This is a genomic window from Actinomadura darangshiensis (genome assembly GCF_004349235.1).
Lineage (GTDB): Bacteria > Actinomycetota > Actinomycetes > Streptosporangiales > Streptosporangiaceae > Spirillospora > Spirillospora darangshiensis.
Genome location: NZ_SMKY01000047.1, coordinates 25,966 through 42,398, shown reverse-complemented (window position 1 = coordinate 42,398; position 16,433 = coordinate 25,966). Strand labels below are relative to the sequence as shown.

Here is a 16,433-nt window from a genome sequence, read left to right as displayed (position 1 = left end):
CGCTTTTAATCCGTAGGTTGTGGGTTCGAGTCCCACGCAACCCACCACCCTTGACCAGGGCAAACACGCTCTACGCCACGCGTGGGTGATCATGCCTGGGGCCGGGATGAGGCCCTCCTGGGGCCGAGAGGGCGCACAAGCTGAGCCGAGGCCCGCATCTCTCCCGTGCGATTGGTGAAGGCAAGGCTGTATCCCCGCGCCGACCAACTCGAGGTGGCACGCCACCGGTGTGCGGTTAGTCCTTTCGCAGGTCGTCGGGTGGGGCGAGGAGCGCAGGCTCTCGATCACGCAGCCGATACGCAGTATCCGAGCGGAGGCGTCCAGGCGGCCGAGCCCGTGGGCGGGGACCTGCCGATGTGGGACGCCTACTGGTCGCCCGGCGCCGCACCAGAGCCGTCCGGGGGTGGCCCCAGGTAGGTTGCCTGCGCCGGGCCAGGGCACGGCCGCGGCGTCGGGTGGTGCCGGGCACCCTGCCCGCGGCGCGCAGCAGGTGCGTTGCGGTCTGCTCGGCGGCGCGGTGCGCGACTTCGGGTAGCACGGAGGTGTAGGTGTCGGCGGTCAGCACGATGCTGGAATGCCCCAGCATCTCCTGCACCACCTTCAACTCCACCCCGGCCGCCAGCGCCAGCGTCACCGCGCCATGGCGCAGGTCGTGCAACCGGATCGGCGGCACCCCGTGGACGGCGATCAGCTTCTGGAACACGTGGGTGAGCCGGCCCGGGGCGACCGGGTCACCATCGAGGTTGGTGAACACATACCCGCTGTCGCGATAGCCCTCACCATAGGCGTCCGCTTCGGCCTGCTGCCGGGAGCGGTGCACGCGCAGCACAGCGATGGTGGTGCGGTCCAGCGCGATCACCCGGGTGCTATGCGCGGTCTTGGGCGGACATACCGTCAGCCGCCCGTCCCTGGGCTGCAGTCGGCGGCAGACCACCGCGGTTCCCTCGTCCAAGTCGACATCGCACCAACGCAGCCCGGCTGCCTCACCGCGGCGCAGCCCGCGTAACGCGATCAGATGGTAGGCCGCATACAAACGATGCGCGGCGATCGCGTCCAGGAACTGCACGGTCAGCGCCACCGTCCACACCGCCACCGCCGGCCGCTCCCCGGTCTTACGCCAATGCCGGACACGGGCGGCGGTCCACACCACCGCCCGCGGCCGCCGGGTCGCAGGCAACGCCACCAGCGACGCCGGGTTCTCCTCCACCAGCCCCGCCCGCAACGCCGCATTCAACGCCGCATTCAACGCGTCGCACGGATCCGATCCAACGTCGCAGCCGACAACCGCCGACCCGCTTCCTGATGCTCGCGGGCAATGACCTGGAACATCTCCTCCACATGCGCCACCGCCACCTCCGCCAGCAACAGATGCCCCAGCAACGGGCTCAGATACCGCCGCACATGATCGGCGTAACCGGTCACCGTGGACGGCGCACCCTGGCGGTTATCCAGCCACCGCTGCAGCCACTCGGCCACCGTGAGCGGACTCCCCGCCGGGCCGCGCAACCGTACCAACGCCTCCAGCGCGGCCTTGCGGGTCGGGAACCCGCCCCGGCGGACCCGTCGACGGCGACCGTCCGGTCCGGTTCCCAGTTCGAGGCGCAGGTACCAGCTGCCGTGGCTGCGCTCGGCCGCCAACCGCGGGCACCTGCGGCCTATCGCCCTGCCACTGTCGGGATCCTCGCAGCCGCATCGCCGGTACACACCACCAGCACTCCTCACTCTTCTCATAAGGGCAGGGTGGGTCTGCAATGGATGCATCGACCATCACAGACGGCGACAGACTGGCCTACCGAGTACGACAGCACAGCCTCGGGCTAGGGCGACAGGAACTCCTCCTGGCGTGCCTCCCATCACAGAAGCCGGGGCACCTCAATCTGCGCGGCGATCCACGACTTGCCGGCGTTGTGGCAGCTCTTCACTGCCCTGCGCTTGTGCGTGACGATCGAGTTGGCGATGTCGCGCTGCCTAGACCACTGGTGCGCACCGAGCCGTTCGGTCACCCAGCCGACCGGGTTGCGAGATAGGGGCTGACGGGTGCAGGTCAAAACTGACGGGCGGCGTACTCCCATACGAGGTCGACCGCCGTGGCTCACCTCCCCCGGCGCCTGGCCGGGGCGGTCAGGGGATGGCGACGCAGAGGTCGAAATGTCTTGCGAATGGTCGGGGAGCGGCGCCGCAGAGGCACCGGACAACTGCGGTGACGCGGGCCAGGACCTGCGAGGAATCGTCCCGCTCGATCTCGGTGAAGTACAGCGGGGCCGACGGTCGGGTCGAAGGTGACGCGGTAGACGACGTCCGGGTTGGGGGTCGCGTCGTCGAGCCAGGTGAGCAGCTCAATGTGGGCAGTCTCGAGCAGGGACGTGGACCTTCTCGGAGCGCAGTGTCAGGTACGGAGCCGTGTCTGGCATGGCTTCGCGGGCTTTCGTTGTGGCGCGGGCACGTCGCGCCAGCACCCGCCCAGGTTGACCTGTGTGTCCTCATGCGGCCTGATGCGCGCAGCGACAGGCGGTCCGGGAGAGGATGCGGGGCGTGACCACCACACGAGCGTTATCTCTCGCCGGGTCGGCCGCGCTGATCCTGGCGTTCGCGATCGGGTTCTGGCCGATCCACGTGAACGTCGGGCTCGGGACAGCGGACTGCGGGACTGCGTTCCGGCCGGTGGACGCCACCGACTCCTATGACGTGCTGTCGGACCCGACAGGCGCCGGTCTGACCGCAGCGGGTCTGGCTGACGATCGGTGTGAGGCTGCACGATCGGGGCCGGGGTACATCGCGCGCGCCGGTGTGGCCGGCGGTCTGGTTCTACTCATCGCGGCCGCTGTGCAGCGGCGCCGCCGCGAGCAGGCCGAGACTGGCGAAGAACGTGTGACGACGGTGCTCGGGCGCCCATGGCCAGCACGGGGCAACCGCGGGAAGGCTGAAGAGTAGGACGGCCCGAGCGCATAAACCCGGCAGGGCGGACGGGTCTTCGGGCGCTACAAAGTGCATCCGAATCCGCAAGTATTCCGCGCCATTTCGGCGTAGCTGTGATGAAGGTTCCGCTATTGGACCATTGGTAGCCATAATGAACTGCCGGTATGCGCCACCCTTAAGAGGTGTCAAGAAGCCGTCGGCATTGCACTGGTCATCACGCTGCTCGGGTGCCGGGGTCAGGTCGCTTCCGCGGCGGCGGCGCGGGCGAGGGTGCGCCGCGCCCCTAGCACGACCGCTGGGTCGATCATCTCTCCGTCCACGGCCACCGCGCCAGTGCCGCCGCGCTCGGCGGCCTCCATCGCGGCCTCGATCGTCCGGGCGCGGCGCAGCTCGTCGTCCGTCGGTGTGAACACCTGGTTGACGTACGCCACCTGCCGCGGATGGATCACCCATTTCCCGTCGAACCCGAGTTCCCTCGCCCGCTGGTTGGCGGCGCTCTGGCCCGCGTCGTCGGTGTACGCCAGGTGGGGGCCGTCGATGGCCTGCAGCCCGTGCCGCCTGGCAGCTAGGAGGACGGCGTGTTGGACGGGGAGCCACACGTCCAGGTCACGGTAGGAGATACCGAGCGCGGATCCCAGGTCCGCGTAGCCGAGGATCAAGGACTGCACCCGCGGTGAGGCTGCTGCGAGTTCGTCGACGCGGTGCAGGGCGTCGGGACTCTCGATCAGAACCTGGATGCCGACGCTCCGGTCGGAGCCCCCGGCCGCCTCGATCCCGGACAGCAGCCGGTCCAGGAACGCGACGTCGCCCGGGCAGGACGCCTTGGGCAGGACGAACGAAGCCGGCGCCGCGTCCCCCGTCAGGGACAGGACCTCTTGGTGGCACCACGAGGTGCCCACCGGGTTCACCCGGACCGCCACGGTCCGCCCGCTGCGCACCAGATTCGGCAGGCGGGCGGCGAGGACGGCGCGGCCCTGCTCCTTCGCTTCGGCGACGACCGAGTCCTCCAGATCGAACACGATCTCATCGGCGCCCAGCCCCGCGGCCTTGTCGACCTTTCCCTGGTCCGAGGCGGGAACGGACAGGCACGAGCGGCGCACCACGGCATCCGGCGACATGGGTTGACCTCCGGTTCGGGCAGGCAGGCCATGGGGCCGTACCGGCATGGGCGATGACTGGTGTGCGAGCGATCCAGCGCGGGTCGGCGTCAGTCCGCGTGCCGCTCGGCGAAGCCCGGCGGGTCCGGGGCGAAGGCGGCGTCCCGTTCACGGAGTGCGGGTGCGAGGCCGATCTCCGCGACCCGTTCGCGGAAGGCGAGGGCGGGCGGGGCGGTGTGCGCCACGGCGTCCTCGGTCTCGGCGATGCGGGCCAGCGTCGCACGGCCCATCAGGTCGATGCCGCGGTTCAGCACGTGCTTGTTGCCGATCAGCATCTCGCGCCCGACCTTTCCCATCCGGTCCGCGAGCGCCAGGACCGCGCCGTCGAGCGCCTCGGGCGCGTGGCTCTCGATGGCCAGGCCCAGCCGGCGTGCCTCCGCGCCGGTGACGGAGTCGCCGGTGAGCAGCATGCGCTTGGCCAGTTGCGGGCCGAGCCGGTACAGCCACATGTTCGTCGGCGGCACGCCCAGGTTGCGCACCGGCGGGAAGCCGATCCGCGCGTCGCGCGCACACACCAGCAGGTCGCAGTGCAGCGCCAGGTCGGCGCCGCCGGCGATCGCGAAACCGTGGACCTGGGCGATCACCGGCAGCGGGGTGTTGAACACCTCGTCGAGGGCACGGTTCGTCCGGCGCAGCCGCTCGCGGTCGGTCCAGATGGTCCGCGGCCCGGTGTAGCCGGCGGCCAGGTCGAAGCCCGCGGAGAACCCCTTGCCCGCTCCGCGCAGCACGATCACCGAGATGCCCGGATCGTCGGTGGCCTCCTCCAGCGCGGCGACCAGTTCCCGCAGCAGTTCCACGGAGAGGGCGTTGCGGCGGTCCGGACGGTTGAGGGTGAGCCGGCGCACCGACCCCAGCGTCTCCCGCAAGACGAGTTCCGGCGCGCTCATGCGCCGAACCTGAACGTCGTGCCGACCGCGGGTTGCACGTAGCGGTCCGCCAGCTGCGTCGACAGGGCCGCGTGGGCGGGCAGTCCGGAGCAGTGCATCGGCACGGCCATGGCTACGTCGAGTTCGGCGAAGGCGTCCACCGTCTTCTGGACGTTCTCCGCCGGCGTGGTCGGGAAGCCGAGGTGGAATCCGCCCATGACGGCGCGGATCGGCTTCTCTCCGCCGGCTATCTCGCGCGCCCGGGTGATGGTGTTCACCACGCCGGCGTGGGCGCACCCGGTCAGGACGACCAGGCCCTCGCCCTTGACGTCGATGACCAGGCCCTGCTCGTCCCACACCTGGTCGGGGACCCGGTGTCCCTCGCCGTCGACCTGCCAGAGCCCGGCGGCGTGGGTATCCAGGGTCTGCGGCGGCCCCTCGAAGTCGTTGACGCGCGAGATCTCGCCGGTGGTGAACACCCCCCAGCCGAGCACCATCGGGTCGCGCGTCAGCACCTGGCGTCCGCCTGAGCGGTCCAGGTCGTCCTCGCGGAAGGCCTGGTTGTACTGCGGCGCCGCGCGGCCGTCGCCCATCACCGCGTAGCGGGGCAGGAACGCGTCCGGGTGGGTGATCACAGGTAGCGGCGCCTCCAGCGCGTCGAGCAGGCCGTACACGCCGCCGAAGTGGTCGGGATGGCCGTGGCTGACGACGAGGTGGTCGAATTGGGTGGGGTCGATGTCGAGCGACCGCAGGTTATGCGCGAGCACCGTGCCGGTGAGTCCGGCGTCGAAGAGCACCCGTGTGGCGCGCCTGCCGCTGTAGGCGGTGACCAGCAGGCTGAGCCCGTTCTCCGCCGCCGGCGGGATCAGCCTGGGGTCGAAGTGCTCCACCAGCCCGAACCGCGACACGCAATGCCCGCCGGGGGTGTCGAGTTCGGGCAGCAGCATGTCCACCCAGTTCTCGACGAGCACGGTGATCTCAAGGCGATCCGCTTGCCACATCGTCGTGTTCCCTTCTACTCCGCCGGATTCCGGTCGTCCGGGGCGCCCGACCATTCGGCGAGCACCGCCGGCAGGTGGCCGGCCATGGCTTCGAGGTGCTCGCCCGGCGTGCCGGCGAGCCGCTCGTTGATCCTGCTTCTGCGGGCGTGCAGGTGCGCGGGCACCTCGCGGGTGAAGCCCGTCCCGCCGTGCACCTGGATGCCCGTCGCCGTCGTCCGGACGTGTGCCTGGTCGGTGACGGCCTTCGCGACGTGCGCGCTGAACGCGGCGTCGGCCGCGCCGGAGTCGAACACGGCGGCGGCGTGCCAGGTCACCGAGCGGGCGTTGCCGACGGCGACGTGGGCGTCGACGAGCAGGTGCTTCACCGCCTGGAAGCCGCCGATCGCCTGCCCGAACTGCCGCCGCTCTTTCGCGTACTGGACGGCGGCATCGAGGCACCGCTCGGCGCTGCCGAGCGAGTCGAAGCACAGCAGCACGGCCGCCTCGATCAGGACGTTCCGCAGCGCCTCGGGTTCGAGCCGGTGCATCCGCGCCGGGACGCCGTCGAGGTCGGTGGCCGTCCAGTCGCGGCCGGTGTCGAGCGCGCACGCGGGATCCGCCGGGAAGGCGAGCGAGCCTGTTTCGACGCAGGCGACCGCCGTGCCCGTGGCGGTCGTGACCGGCAGGACGAGCAGATCGGCCTGCCGTCCCTCGCTCACCGCCCCCGCTCGGCCGCGCAGCGCCCCGTCCGCCTCGACGTTGACCGCGGCCGGGTCGAGTCCCCAGGACGCGGCCAGCCGGTGCCCGCCGGCCTCGGTCTCGGTGAGCGGTTCGGCGGCCCCGTCCGCGGCGAGGAGGAGCCGCTGCGCCAGCGCATGCCCGAGCAGCGTGCCCGGGAGCAGTCCGCGCCCGGCCTCCTGCACCATCAGCCCGAGGTCGAGCAGCCCGGTGCCGGATTCTGGCGTCCCGATCTGGGGGACGCCGATCCCGGCGAGGGCCTTCCACACCTCCGTGTCGTCGTGTCCGGCGCCCGGCTCGGCGGCCTCGATCACCCGCTCGGCGCCGTGGTGCTCCTCGATCGCGCGGCGCACCGTGCGGCGCAACTCTTCCTGCGTGTCGGTCAGCACGACGCTCATCAGCGCGCACCCCCCTTCGGCAGGCCGAGCACTCGTTCACCGATGATGTTGCGCTGCACCTGGGACGTGCCGGCGGCGATGGTGTTCTTGAATCCGTTCACCCATTCGAGCGGCCACGACGTGGTCCCCTGGTTGCCGGGGCGGACCTCGCCGAGCACGTCGTCCGGCGGCAGGACGCTCAGCGCGAGGTCGACGATGCGCTGCCCCAGTTCGGTGGTGAACAGCTTCCCCGCCGAGGCGTCCACACCGACCTCCCCCTTCGCCGTCACCGTGGACACCATCCGCTGGTAGCTGAGCCCTCCGGCGTGCGCCTGCGCGAGCAGTCCGAGCGCCCGTGTCCGGACGTCGGTGTCGGCTCGCGCGTCGTCGGGCAGCGCCGTCCACAGTTGCGCGGCGAGGCGCCGCATTTCGAAGGCGCGGGTGGTCGCGAACCGCTCCCAGGACAGGGTGGTGAGGGCGACCTTCCAGCCCTCGCCCGCCCGGCCGATCAGCGCGTCGGCGGCGACCGGCACCTCGTCGAGGAAGACCTCGCAGAACTCGGCCGACCCGTTGATCTGGCGCAGCGGGCGGACGGTGAGGCCGGGACCGTCCATCGGCACGGCGAACGCGGAGATCCCGCGGTGCGGTACGTCCTCGACCGGCTCTGTGCGCGCGAGGAGGATCATCATGTCGGCGTGCTGTGCGCGGCTCGTCCAGACCTTCTGCCCGCTGAGCCGCCAGCCGTCCCCGTCGGCGGCGGCGCGGGTGCGCAGGCCGGCGAGGTCGGAGCCCGCGTCCGGCTCGGAGAAGCCCTGGCACCAGAGGTCCTCGCCGGTGAGGATGCGGCGCAGGTACCGTTCCTTTTGCTCCCCCGTGCCGAAGGTGATCAGCATCGGCCCGACCATCTGCGTGCCGACGATGCCGATGTCGAACGGCGCCTTCACCCGGTCGCGCTCCTCGACGAAGATCGCCTGTTCGAGCAGGGTCGCGCCGCGGCCCCCGTACTCGGCCGGCCAGGAGATGCCGGCCCACCCGCCGTCGTAGAGGGTGCGCTGCCACGAGCGTAGGAACCGTACTTCGGCGTCTTCGTCCGCGTGCGGGGCGAAGCGCTCGGTGCCCCAGCCGTCCGGAAGATTATCCGTGAACCACTGCCGCAGCTCGCGGCGGAACGCCCGCGCGTGGTCGCCGTCGAAGGGACCGCTCACTGGTGAGACCCTCCTCGTGAAGAGCCGTCAGAGGTCACGGGGTCTTCGCCGACGACGGCAAGGCCGTCGCAGATGAGGACTCCGGCCTCGGAGACGATGACGGGGTTGCATTCGAGTTCGACCAGCCGGTCATTGGCGGCGACGAGGCCGCCGAGCCGGACCAGCAGGTCCGCCACGGCGCCGGCGGCGTCGGCGCCGATCCCGCGATGGTGGTCGAGCAGTCGGCCGGCGAACAACTGCCCGAGAGCGTCCATGGCGTCCGCGTGAGTCAGGGGCGCCGCGCGCACCGCCATCTCTCCGATGATCTCGGTGAGCACGCCGCCGAGGCCGACTACCGCCACGGGTCCCGCCACCCGGTCGCGCCGTGCACCGCAGACCAGCTCGATGCCGGCGGGCACGCGCTGCTCGACGAGGACGCCGTCCACGGCGACGCCGAGTTCGCGGCCGAGTGCGAACAGCCGCTCGGCCTGGGACCGCACCTCGTCGGCGCCGCTGACCCCGACGACGACGCCGCCGATGTCGCTCTTGTGCTCCAGGCCGGGGGCGATGAGCTTGAGCACGGTCTCGCCCTCGATGCCGGCCGCGATGGCGACCGCCTCGTCGGCGTCGGCGGCCAGGGCACCGGCCGGGACCGGCAGGCCCGCGGCCTCAAGCAGCCCGCGCACCTCGTGCTCGTTCAGGGTCACCGTCGACTCGCCCTCGGCCGGCTGGGTGGGCGGCAGGTCGAAGGACGGGGCGGAGACCACCGCCGGGTCCGGCACCGCGGCGACGTACCGTGCGGGCGCCAGCCCGACGAGCGCCCGGACGGCGCGGTTCGGGTCGTCGAAGGTTGCGACGCCGGCTCGCCAGAGGTCCTCTTTGAACCTCTTGCTGCCGCCGCCCCAGGTCACCACCACCGGGACCGCCGGATTCCGTTCGGCGATCTCGGTGAGCGACCGGACCAGCCGCGGCGCGATCGGGTCCAGAGTGCCGAGGAAGACCATCACCGCGTCGACCTCGTCGGACTCCGCGAGGATCTCGGCCACCTCGCAGAACTCCTCGGGCCGGCTCTGGATGAAGGCGGTCGTGTCCACCGGGTTCGTCGCCGAGCCGAACCACGGGATGACGTCGAACACCTTCTTCTGCAGTTCCGGTGACAGTTCGGGGAGTTCCAGGCCCGCCGACACCATCAGGTCTGCAAAGAGCGACCCGGCCCCGCCGGACGCCGTCACCACCCCGACGCGCCGGCCCCGCATCGGCCGCGCCACGTGCCGTGCCTTGGCGATGTCGAGCAGGTCGTCCAGAGTGGCCGCCGCAACGATCCCGCCGGCGGCGGCGAGGTCGGCGAGGACCTTCTCGTCGCCCGCGACCGCGCCGATGTGGCTGCCCGCGGCGGCGGCGCCCTGCAGCGACCGCCCGGCCCGGCAGAACGCGATGACCTTCTGCGACTCGGCGGCCATCCGGGCGGCCTTCGCGAGCTGGTCCCAGCCGGACAGCGATTCCACGAACCCGAGGACCGCGTCCACGCCGGACTCGGGCCGCATCATCCACTCGACGACGTCGCCGAGCGTCGTGGCGGACTCGTTGCCGAGCGCGACGAGATGGTCCACGCCGACGCCGTGCGCCAGGCAGATCGTGTAGATGATCGCCGCCATGCCGCCGCTCTGGCCCACCACCGCGACCCGGCCCCCCGCGTTCGCCACCTGCACCGCGTTGGTGAAGGTGGCGAACAGCGAGCTCGGCTTGCTGATCACCCCCATCGAGTTCGGGCCGATCAGGGCCATGCCGTACTTGCGCGCCGTCTCCACGAGCAGGCGCTGCCGCCGCCTCCCCTCCTCGCCCGCCTCGGCGAACCCGGCGGAGAGCACGATCGCGGCCCGTACGCCGAGCCCGCCCGCCTCGGTGAGGACGTCGAGCACCGACTCCGACGGGGTCGCGATCACCACGAGGTCGGGCGGCCTGCCGATCGCGGTCAGCGACGCGGCGAGGCGGCGGCCCTCGATCTCCGGTTCGGCGGGGTTGACGCCGAACACCTCGCCCTCGAAGTGGCGGACGAGGTTGGCGAAGGTACGCGCCCCCGGACTGGTCGGCGAGGTGGAGACTCCGACGACCGCCACGCTCGCCGGGCGGAACAACGCGTCGAGAGCGTGCGCGGACTCGACAGAAGTGGTCATCTGATCTCCAAGGTTCGGACCCGTCCGGCCGTGCCGGTCAGGCCACTCCGTGAACGGCGGCGGCGACCAGCCGGCGGACGTCGTCGTCGGTCACCGGCACCGGGTTCAGGGCGACGCCCCGCTCCTCGCGCAGGCCGGCGACCACGCCCTCGACGTCGACGGCCGGCAGCCCGATCTCCGCGAGCGTGACGGGCGCCCCGACACGGTGCTGGAACTCGCGCAGCACCGCGCCCGGGGAGGCCGCGGTGAGCGGCGTGCCGAGCACCCGTTCGGCGGCGCCGCGGATCACGGCCGCGCACCGGGCGAGCGGCCGGGCCGCCCCCGCCTCGTTGAAGTCAACGACGTAGCTGAGCATCACGGCATTGGCGTCGCCGTGCGCGACGCCGTGGTGCGCGCCGAGGACGTGGCAGACCGCGTGGTGCAGGCACACGCGTGCGGTGCAGAGCGCCCGGCTCGCCAGGACCGCGCCGGTGAACAGCTCCGCTTTGGCGTCCTCGCCGCGGTCCCGGGCGGCCAGGTAACGGAGCATGCCGGCTGCGAGCGCGTCGAGCCCGGCGAGGGCGAGTCCGTCACTGATCGCGTTGCCCGCGGTCGAGTACATCGCCTCCACCGCATGCGCCACCGCGTTCATGCTGGTCGTGGCGACGATCCCCGCGGGCAGGTCGTTGTCGTCGGACGTCTCGTAGAGGACAGCCCGCGCGGACAGCGCCTGGTCCCAGAGCACGCGCTTCATGCCGTTCTCCGTGACCCCGGCGCCCGGGGTCAACTCCGCGCCGGAGAGCGTGGTCGGCACCACGACCAGCGGCACGGGCCGTCCCCCCACGACGGGGTCGGAGACGGTGCCGTCGGCGCGCACCCGGGCGAACAGCCGGGACATGTCGACCCGCCCGTCGTCTCCGCGCGCGGCCATCACAGCCGCTGTCGCCTTGCCCAGGTCGCCGGCGCTGCCGCCGCCGAGCGCCAGAATGACGTCCACTCCGGCATCGGCGAAGCGGCGGCCGAGCCGCACCGCCGCCGGCAGCGGCGTGTGCGGCTCGATCTCGGTGCAGACGACGCGGTCGAGAGAGCCGAGCGACCGCCGCACGCGTTCGCCCAGCGGACCCCGCCAGACGCGGTCGCCGGCGAGGACACCGACCACGCGGCCGCCGAGGCCGAAGATGATGCCGCCCACACCGTCGACGACCCCGGCGCCGATCTCGACGCGCTGCGCCGGAGTCTCGTAGCGGGCGGTGGCCGACCTGGCACGTGCCCGTGCGTCCCGCGTCACCGGCTCAGCCAAGGTGGTAGACCCGGGCGGCGTTGGTGTTGAGGAGCTTGCGCAGGATGTCCTCGTCGATGCCCTCCAGGCTGCGCTCGATGTGGACCTTCGGGCTGTCGGCGTAGGACGCCGGGCCGGGCTGCAGCGCGGTCGGGTGCGGGAAGTCGGTCTCGAACATGACGTTGTCCTGGAACAGGTCGCCCATCCGGCGTACCGACTCGGACTCGAACCAGAACGTCCCGTACACCTGGCGCTGGATGTACTCGCTCGGCATCAGGTCCATCTCCGTGAACGCGTCGCGCGCGCCGGAGTTCAGCCACTGCCAGTCCAGCATCTCGGCGAAGTACGGCATCCACCCGAACCCGCTCTCGACCGAGACGAAGTTCAGCCGCGGGAACCGGTGGCACACGCCGTACAGGGTGATGTCGGCGATCGTGCGCGCATTGCCCATCAGGAACATCGCGCTCATCTTGGCGAAGTCGGCGCGGGAGCGGCGGTAGCCGATGGCCGAGCGTGCCTCTTCCTCCGTGATCTGGAATCCGGTGTGGAAGTTGATGGACATCTCGTTCGCCTGCGCGGCCTCCCACACCGGGTTCCAGTGCTCGTCGTAGATGAGCGGCAGGCCGACCGGCTCGAAGTTGGAGGGGAAGATGATGCCGCGGTGGCCCTTGGCGATGCATCGTTCCATCTCGCGCACGGCCAGGCCGGTGTCCCAGAACGGCAGCCACATCAGCGGGATCAGCCGCTCCGGGTCGGGGCTGCAGAAGTCCACCAGCCAGTCGTTGTACGCAGCGACGCACTCGTAGCGCAGCTGCGGGTCGAGATCGAAGAAGTAGACGCTGGAGAACCCGAGGATGTTGGGGTAGAGCAACTGGGAGTGGATCCCGTACTCGTCGAGCCGTTCCAGCCGCCGCTCCGGGTGCCATGCGGCGGCGTCGGCCTCCTCTACCAGCTTCGGATACGAGGGCGGGAACTCCCGCCAGTTCGCGGTGGCGAAGTTGGCGACCGCCGAGCCGCGGCGCTCCCCGATCCACCAGCGGTCGATGCCGTGCTTCTCGTCCCGCCGGACGTGCGGGATCTGGTCGCCCCACTTGGCGGCGCTGAGCCGTCCCGTCCAGAGATCCGGCGGCTCCATGACGTGGCTGTCCGTGTCAATGATCTTGATGCGCTCGGCGATCCCCGGGCGCTCCGCCGTCGCGGCCTGTGAGTGCACCTGAGCCGTCATGAGTTTCCCGTCCCTTCCTATGAACCCGTTGTCATGCCTTCGGCCTGCGTGAGCGCCGGTCTACGCCTCGGCCCCGCTCGCCACGCCGGTCTCCTCCGACGTGCCGGTCTCCTCTGCCGTACCGGCCGGCGGGGAGGCCACGATCCCCTTCTCGGCCCATCGGGCCAGCTCCGCCTCGCTGAAGCCCAGCTCGTCGATCAGGACCTCGCGGTTGTGCGCGCCGAGGGCCGGCCCGAGCCAGCGGTGCCGCCCCGGCGTCTCCGAGAGCAGCGGGACGACGTTCTGCACCCGCACCGGAACGCCCTGGTCGTCCTCGACCGTGGTGAAGCTCTCCCGCGCGAGGTACTGCTCGTCGACGGCGATGTCGGCGGCGGTGTACACGGGGAACGCCGCAACCTGGTGCTCCTCGGACGCGGCGAGCACCTCGTCGCAGCTGCGGGCGCCGATCCAGCCGCCGATGACCTCGTCCAGCTCGTCGATGTGCGCGAGCCGTCCGACGTGGTCGGCGAACCACGGCTCGTCCAGGTAGTGCTCCTGGCCGATCATCCGCATGAGGCGCTCGGCGATGGACTGCGCGCTGGCCGAGATCGCGACCCACCGGCTGTCGGCGCTCTCGTAGAGGTTGCGCGGCGAGGTGAACGGCGCCCGGTTCCCCGTCCGGCCCTGCACCTCCCCGAGCTGGTCGAAGAGCGTCAGCTGCGGGCCGAGCAGCCAGAAGACCGGCTCGTAGATGCTGAGGTCGATCGACTGGCCGCGCCCGCCGGGCGTCGTGTCCCGGTGCCGCAGCGCGAACATCGCCGCGCAGGCGCCGAATATGCCGGTGATCGCGTCGCCGAGAGCGAACGGCGGGAGCGTCGGCGGCCCGTCGGGGTGCCCGTTGATGTGCGCGAACCCGCTCATCGCCTCGGCGATCGTGCCGAAGCCGGGACGGTCGCGCCACGGCCCGGTCTGCCCGAACGCCGTCACCCGCACCATGACCAGGCCGGGGTTCTCGGCGGCGAGCCGCTCGTAGCCGATCCCCCACTTCTCCAGCGTGCCGGGACGGAAGTTCTCGATCACGATGTCGGCGGTCGAGGCTAGCCGGCGGAACGCGTCCTGCCCCTCCGGGGCGTGCAGGTCGAGGGTGACGCACCGCTTGTTGCGGTTGAGCACCGTCCACATCAGGGACGTGTCGTCGCGTTGCCAGCCCATGCGGCGCTGCCCGTCGCCCTTGGGGTGTTCGACCTTGATGACGTCGGCCCCGAAGTCGGCGAGCATGGTGGCGGCGATCGGCCCGGCGAACAGCGTCGAGGCATCGATCACCCGCAGGTTCGCGAGCGGGCCGGGGCGCGCGTCCTCGGTCGTGCCCTTCAAGGTTGCCTCCTATGTGATGCATCATGCATCAGATCGTCGTAGGGCTGGGTGACATCGTCCCGGGATAACGAGGTCTCGCCGCCGGCCGAGCAGTGGACGTCGCTCACGGCACCGCCCCGCTCTTGTCCAGCGCCGCCGCCGCACCGCCGTCGCCGGTGTTCAGGTGGCAGGCCGACCAGCCTCCGCCCGCGGCCGGCACCACCGGCGGCACCTCCGCGGCGCAGACCTCCATGGCGTGCGGGCACCGCGTGCGGAACCGACAGCCGGACGGCGGCGCCAGCGGGCTGGGCAGCTCACCGGACAGGACGATCCGCTCCCGGGACCGCTCGGCGGGATCGAGCCGAGGGATCGCCGACAGCAGCGACCGGGTATAGGGGTGCGCCGGTTCCTCGTAGACCCGCTGCGCCGGTCCCTCCTCCACGATGGAGCCGAGGTACATCACGGCGATCCAGTCGCTGACATGCCGGACGAGTGCCAGATCGTGCGCGATGAACAGGTAGGTCAGGCCGAAGTCGCGCTGGAGGTCCTCCAGCAGGTTGATGATCTGGCTCCGGGTCGACACGTCGAGCGCGCTCACCGCCTCGTCGCAGACCACCAGGTCAGGGCGGGTCACCAGGGCCCTCGCGATCGCGATCCGCTGCCGCTGGCCTCCGGAGAACTGCTGCGCGTACCGGTTCAGGTGGGCGGCGGAGAGGCCGACGTGCTCCAGCGCCTCGACGACCGCCGCCCGGCGCTCGGCACGGCTCGCGCCCTTCCGTGCCGCGCCGAGCGGTTCGGCGACCAGGTCCTCGACCGTCCAGGACGGGTCGAGCGACGAGTACGGGTCCTGGAAGATCATGTGCATCCGCGGCCGAAGCGGCCGCAGCCCGCGTCCGCCCAGGCGGGTGATGTCGACCCCGTCGAAGGCGACCCTGCCCGACTCCGCGGCGGTCAGCCTGAGCACCGCGCGGCCGAGCGTCGACTTACCCGAACCGCTCTCGCCGACGAGCCCGACGGTGCGATGCCGTGGCACGGCTATTGAGACGTGGTCGACCGCGGTGAGCATCGCGCGCGGACGTCCGAAGACGTTGCGGCCGACGGGGAAGCGAACGGTGAGGTCCTCGACCTCCAGGATCGGTTTCACTTCCGGTCACCTCCCGGCAAGACCGAACCGCCGAGCGGTTCCGCAGCAAGGGCCCCGGTGCCGCCCGCGTCGCCGCCGATCCCGGACAGCCGCAACTCCTCCCGGCGCACGCAGCGGGACGAACGGCCATCGCCGATCGGCTCCAGCGGCGGCTCGTCCGCGTCGCACACGCCGGGTTTCGCGTGGGGGCAGCGCGGGTGGAAACGGCAGCCGTCCGGCATCGCCTCCGGGGTCGGGATGGCACCGGGGATCGACCACAGCCGGGAACCGGTGGTGTCGCCCTGGGGCACCGACCGCAGCAGCGCCTCGGTGTAGGGATGCTGCGGAGCGGCGAACACCTCGGCGGTACGGCCCGTCTCGACCAGGTGTCCGCCGTACATCACCACGACCCGGTCGGCGATCTCCGCGACGACCCCGAGGTCGTGCGTGATGAACAGGACGGACATGCCGAACCGCTCTTGCAGCGCGCGCAACTCGGACAGCACCAGGGCCTGGATGGTCACGTCGAGCGCGGTCGTCGGCTCGTCGGCGATGAGCAGCTTCGGTTCGCACGACAGGGCCATCGCCATCATCACCCGCTGCCGCATGCCGCCCGAGAACTCGTGCGGGTACGCCTTCAAGCGCTCCGCCGCGGACGGGACGCCGACCAGGTCGAGCACCTCCACCGCGCGGTCACGCGCCGCCTTGCGCGAGACCCCGCGATGGCACCGCACCTGCTCGGCGATCTGCTCGCCGATGGTGAACGCGGGGTTCAGGCTGGTCATCGGCTCCTGAAAGATCATCGCGATGTCGTCGCCGCGCACCCGGTCGAGCTCGCCCGAGCGCAGGCCGAGCAGCTCGCGCCCCTCGAACCGCACCGAGCCGCGGGTACGGGTGATCCGCGGTGGCAGCAGCCCCAGCACCGACATCGAGGTCACGCTCTTCCCGGAGCCGGACTCCCCCACCAGCGCGACCGTCTCCCGCGGACCCACCGCGAACGACACCTCGTCCACGACCCGCGCCACGCCGTGCTCGCCCCGGATGTCGACGCTGAGCCGGTCGATCTCCAGCAGCGGGCCCGCAGCCGGCTTGGACAGCCCCAT

General features: G+C 71.4%; 15 protein-coding genes. 1 reads left to right on the top strand and 14 read right to left on the bottom strand.

Going from position 1 to position 16,433, the window contains the following annotated elements; translation table 11 throughout:
* Positions 1-235: 235 nt before the first annotated feature.
* The 3 genes from E1293_RS13515 to E1293_RS47395 form a co-directional block, all read right to left on the bottom strand.
* A complete protein-coding gene (locus E1293_RS13515; protein WP_165978200.1) occupies positions 236-1,234 on the bottom strand; it encodes a site-specific integrase in 999 nt (332 codons plus the stop codon).
* 8 nt (positions 1,235-1,242) lie between these two features.
* Entirely contained in the window at positions 1,243-1,638 is a 396-nt protein-coding gene (locus E1293_RS49430) for an Arm DNA-binding domain-containing protein (protein ID WP_132197518.1), read from the bottom strand.
* Between the two features lie 215 nt (positions 1,639-1,853).
* Positions 1,854-2,003 (bottom strand): hypothetical protein, encoded by a 150-nt coding sequence (locus E1293_RS47395; protein ID WP_165978203.1) that lies wholly within the window; start codon positions 2,001-2,003, stop codon positions 1,854-1,856.
* Positions 2,004-2,532: 529 nt separating this feature from the next.
* Here E1293_RS47395 and E1293_RS13505 point away from each other — a divergent pair.
* Entirely contained in the window at positions 2,533-2,931 is a 399-nt protein-coding gene (locus E1293_RS13505) for a hypothetical protein (RefSeq protein ID WP_132197560.1), read from the top strand.
* Between the two features lie 221 nt (positions 2,932-3,152).
* Here the strand turns inward: E1293_RS13505 and E1293_RS13500 are convergent, their stop codons facing one another.
* From E1293_RS13500 to E1293_RS13450, 11 genes are all read right to left on the bottom strand, one after another.
* The gene (locus tag E1293_RS13500; protein ID WP_132197558.1) at positions 3,153-4,034 is read right to left on the bottom strand and encodes an HpcH/HpaI aldolase/citrate lyase family protein; all 882 of its coding nucleotides are present in this window, start codon (positions 4,032-4,034) and stop codon (positions 3,153-3,155) included.
* An 89-nt stretch (positions 4,035-4,123) separates the two neighbouring features.
* Positions 4,124-4,960 carry an enoyl-CoA hydratase-related protein gene (locus E1293_RS13495; protein ID WP_132197556.1) on the bottom strand — a complete coding sequence of 279 codons (837 nt, stop codon included), beginning with the start codon at positions 4,958-4,960 and terminating at the stop codon, positions 4,124-4,126.
* Positions 4,957-5,940, bottom strand: a complete 984-nt coding sequence (locus E1293_RS13490) for an MBL fold metallo-hydrolase (RefSeq protein ID WP_132197554.1) — start codon at positions 5,938-5,940, stop codon at positions 4,957-4,959. Before E1293_RS13490 ends, E1293_RS13495 begins: the two co-directional genes overlap by 4 nt.
* Positions 5,941-5,954: 14 nt before the next feature.
* Entirely contained in the window at positions 5,955-7,055 is a 1,101-nt protein-coding gene (locus tag E1293_RS13485; protein ID WP_132197552.1) for an acyl-CoA dehydrogenase family protein, read from the bottom strand.
* Positions 7,055-8,239, bottom strand: a complete 1,185-nt coding sequence (locus tag E1293_RS13480; RefSeq protein ID WP_132197550.1) for an acyl-CoA dehydrogenase family protein — start codon at positions 8,237-8,239, stop codon at positions 7,055-7,057. The genes E1293_RS13485 and E1293_RS13480 overlap by 1 nt, the downstream gene beginning before the upstream one ends.
* On the bottom strand, positions 8,236-10,392 hold the full coding sequence (locus tag E1293_RS13475; RefSeq protein WP_132197548.1) for an acetate--CoA ligase family protein: 2,157 nt from the start codon (positions 10,390-10,392) through the stop codon (positions 8,236-8,238). Before E1293_RS13475 ends, E1293_RS13480 begins: the two co-directional genes overlap by 4 nt.
* A 37-nt stretch (positions 10,393-10,429) precedes the next feature.
* Positions 10,430-11,659: an iron-containing alcohol dehydrogenase family protein gene (locus E1293_RS13470; RefSeq protein ID WP_165978202.1), complete on the bottom strand. Its 1,230-nt coding sequence runs from the start codon at positions 11,657-11,659 to the stop codon at positions 10,430-10,432.
* A 4-nt stretch (positions 11,660-11,663) separates the two neighbouring features.
* On the bottom strand, positions 11,664-12,875 hold the full coding sequence (locus E1293_RS13465) for an amidohydrolase family protein (RefSeq protein ID WP_132197544.1): 1,212 nt from the start codon (positions 12,873-12,875) through the stop codon (positions 11,664-11,666).
* Between the two features lie 60 nt (positions 12,876-12,935).
* On the bottom strand, positions 12,936-14,228 hold the full coding sequence (locus E1293_RS13460; RefSeq protein ID WP_132197542.1) for a CaiB/BaiF CoA transferase family protein: 1,293 nt from the start codon (positions 14,226-14,228) through the stop codon (positions 12,936-12,938).
* Between the two features lie 103 nt (positions 14,229-14,331).
* Positions 14,332-15,351, bottom strand: coding sequence for an ABC transporter ATP-binding protein (locus E1293_RS13455; protein WP_243716200.1), 1,020 nt, complete (start codon positions 15,349-15,351; stop codon positions 14,332-14,334).
* Positions 15,348-16,433 carry an ABC transporter ATP-binding protein gene (locus E1293_RS13450; RefSeq protein ID WP_132197540.1) on the bottom strand — a complete coding sequence of 362 codons (1,086 nt, stop codon included), beginning with the start codon at positions 16,431-16,433 and terminating at the stop codon, positions 15,348-15,350. The genes E1293_RS13455 and E1293_RS13450 overlap by 4 nt, the downstream gene beginning before the upstream one ends.